Source organism: Deltaproteobacteria bacterium, assembly GCA_026712905.1.
In the GTDB taxonomy this organism is placed as follows: domain Bacteria; phylum Desulfobacterota; class Binatia; order UBA9968; family JAJDTQ01; genus JAJDTQ01.
In genome coordinates, this window is record JAPOPM010000246.1 from 1 (window position 1) to 3042 (window position 3042).

Annotated in this window: 3 protein-coding genes; all 3 read left to right on the plus strand. The window is 63.2% G+C overall.

Going from position 1 to position 3042, the window contains the following annotated elements; all coding sequences use genetic code 11:
• Window positions 1-1288 (plus strand): DUF2157 domain-containing protein (locus OXF11_20955; GenBank protein MCY4489558.1); only part of this gene is annotated, 1288 nt, incomplete at its 5' end.
• Window positions 1285-1854: a GDYXXLXY domain-containing protein gene (locus tag OXF11_20960; GenBank protein MCY4489559.1), complete on the plus strand. Its 570-nt coding sequence runs from the start codon at window positions 1285-1287 to the stop codon at window positions 1852-1854. The genes OXF11_20955 and OXF11_20960, both read left to right, overlap by 4 nt.
• A 129-nt stretch (window positions 1855-1983) precedes the next feature.
• Window positions 1984-2406, plus strand: coding sequence for a hypothetical protein (locus OXF11_20965; protein ID MCY4489560.1), 423 nt, complete (start codon window positions 1984-1986; stop codon window positions 2404-2406).
• Window positions 2407-3042: the final 636 nt, after the last annotated feature.

Consider the following 3042-nt stretch of genomic DNA (forward strand, 5'->3'; position numbering starts at 1 on the left):
CCTGTCCCGATGGGTGGATCTCGGATGGCTGTCCGAGACCGGCCGGGCCGCGATCCTCGACGACCTCGACCGCCACGAGGCGCGCTACAAACCCTTCACCATCGCCCTCGGCGCAGGCATCGTCCTGGTTGTGGTCGGTATTGTGGCCTTTGCCGGGGCGAATTGGGACGGGCTAGACTACGGCCTGCGCCTTCTCATCATGCTGGGCGGCATGGCCGTCCTCTACACCGCGGGCATCGCGGCCGTGGCGAGGGAAAGCCATCGCTGGATTCCGGAAAGCCTTTTTCTCCTGGCCGCCAGCCTCTTCGGGGCCAACGTCTTCAACATCGCGCAGATGTACCACATCTCCTCGGACAGTGAATCCGCCGCCATTATGCTCTGGTGCGCGGGTGGTCTCGCCACCGTTTGGGGCGCAAGATCGAAGCTGACCCTCCACCTGGTGTTCGTCACGCTCCTGCTGTGGACGCATAACGAGCTCTTGCAATTCGAAACGCGGCAGGATTCCGGCTCGTTGATCTTCGCGGCGCTGTGGATTGCGGCGGTGATCACCGGTGACCGGTGGAAATGGAAGCCCCTGCCGCACTACGCCATGGTGACGCTGCTCTACTACGTCCACTACCTCGCTTCATTCACGAGGCAGGATGCGTTCAGCGAACGCACCGCGCTGTTCACCGTGGCCTGCCTCGTCGTGGTGGTCATGTTGTGGGCGGGGGCGGCAGTTTCGAAGTCGGCCAAACGGGCCCCGTGGCTCGCCGGCCACTCTGCGATCATGGAACGGTACGCACTCGGCGCCGCGATCGCGGGCTCGGTGCTGCTCTACGTGTGGACCGGCGTGGGCGGCGACACGGGTGCGTTCGGCGACGCGGGAGACTTCTGGCTGTTGGTCGCGGCGGTCTCGGTAGCGGCCATGGTGCTGGCCTTCCTGTGTTCCGCCGGCCATATTCCCGGCCGAGACGCCGCGGGCATGATGGCCATCCTTCTCATCAACGTTTTCCAGCCGTATTTGCCCGGCGGACACCCTCTGGTCTTTTGGCTCCATGCGGCGTTTTCCCTGATCCTGGTGCTTTGGCTCATCGACTTCGGCCTGCGCGGCGATCCCCTGTGGCGCGTCGCGGGTTATATTCTCTTTGTCGGCCACGTGCTGCACGTCTACGCCCGCGCCTTCGGCTCGCTGCTCGAGACCGGTCTGTACCTCATCCTCGGAGGCTTGATCCTGGTGGCGGTGGCTGTGGTCATACGCCGGTTCGACCTGTGGGCCGCGGCCAGGGCCGGAGACCGCGCGACATGAGCACCAAGCGTCGGATCATCGTGGGGGCGGCCGCCGCCTTCCTGTTCCAGGCCCTCTCGCTTGGCGTGATGGTCGCGATGCACGGGTATGCCCTGCGCTGGGGTGAAACACTGATTCTCCGGGTTACACCCGCGGACCCGCGCCACCTCCTGCTGGGACACTATCTCAGGTTGGGATTTTCCATCTCGACGGCGGACCCGAAGATCGCTGCCGAGGCCGGGCTGGCCACGGAGCAAGTAGTCTATGCGGCGTTGCGAAAGGCCGAGGACGGCGTTTGGGAGGTCGCCGGCCTGCACCCGGCGATGCAGCCGTTCTCCCCCGAGCGCCCGGTGCTGCGCGCACGCCTGGTTCGGGTGGGCGTCAATGACCGCGGTCGTCGCGACCGTCTCTACTACGGCATTGAGCGGTACTATCTGGACGAACGGGCCGCCAAGGCAATGGACGAGCGGCTGACGGCCGGCGGGATCCAGGTCGAAGTAGCCGTGTCGCGCTCCACCGGGCAGGCCGCCATCCGCCGCATCCTCGTCAACGGCGAGCCGGTCCATCGGGATCCGCTGCTGTTCTGACCGGCCGCGGTTGGCGCAACGCGCCAGCATTCGTGTATCGTGGGACCTTGGCGGATCTTGGTGCAACTCATGCAGCATTTCATCAACCCGTGGCGGCATCAAGGCTTGTAACCGGCTACGATGAGTTCGATGATCCGGTTGTCGCTGCCTAACCCGTTATGTGCCTTCAACGGATCGGTGAGCGGGCCGACACCCGGGTTCCACAACGCCGCGCGCGACCCTGGTGACGACGTCGAGGACGACCTCCGAGTGCTCTGGGCAGGGATCTGGCGAAACCGGATGGCTCAACAGGTCGTTGGGATCATTGAACGCAATGAGCCAGGGGTCACGGACGAAAACGGCGGCATCACGTCCGTCGCCACGACGCTTGATGTAAGTCTCGAGTGCGATGGCGCAGGGCAGGGCGGCATCGTCATCGCTGGTGGAACGGCCTCTTCTGCGGTCTGCATCGCGCCGCTTGGAAGTAACACCACCATCTTGTTCGAGATCATGAAGAACCGGGGCGTGTTTGTAGGGAACTCCCCAGGCGAAATTTCTGAGGTTCTTTTCTGATGCCGTCTCCATCTGCTCCAGGAGGTGAACGTGATGCTGCTGCCGAGGCTGAAGGGACGACAACGTTGCGGGCCTTGCTGTTGGAGTCCTTCTTTGCGATGGTCCCGAACCCGGCGCGAACCGTGCCGAGAGTCGTGGGGCAGTATTCACCGGCGTAGAGGGCCACGTCGGCGAGGCTGTTGTTGAACAGCCAGCGCTTGAGCTGGTTGTTCAGTATCAGCCGATGCTGAATGTAGATGGCTTCCGGTCGACTTTGTTGACCACTTTCTTTTTCGGCCAAGTGGAGTATGTTCAGTCAATCACGACCGTACGCAGTCCGAGCTTGCCGCCGCCAGAGCAATCCGCGGTGTGCCCGGTCATGCGTATCCTGCCGAGGGCATGCCGACTTCGAACGGTTTGGTAGATGTCAAACCCGAGCGCGAGTGCGTGACCGCAATCCCGGCCTGAGAGGGAATGCCATAAAACGATCTGGTCCGGGGGAATTTCTTGACCCATGGCCTCGCGCCACTACATATTCTCCCAGCGCGCATTCCCCGCCGATGCGGCTGGGAAGCGGGTTTGTATTGGAAACCGGAGGAGGCGGATGATTTCACGATTGATGACGGCACTTCTGCTTGCGTGGCTTTGGTGTTCTAC

Bases quoted from the DNA above. Each gene is read 5' to 3' on its own strand.
- OXF11_20960 (MCY4489559.1), top strand. From the start codon at position 1,285: ATGAGCACCAAGCGTCGGATCATCGTGGGGGCGGCCGCCGCCTTCCTG.
- OXF11_20965 (MCY4489560.1), top strand. From the start codon at position 1,984: ATGATCCGGTTGTCGCTGCCTAACCCGTTATGTGCCTTCAACGGATCG.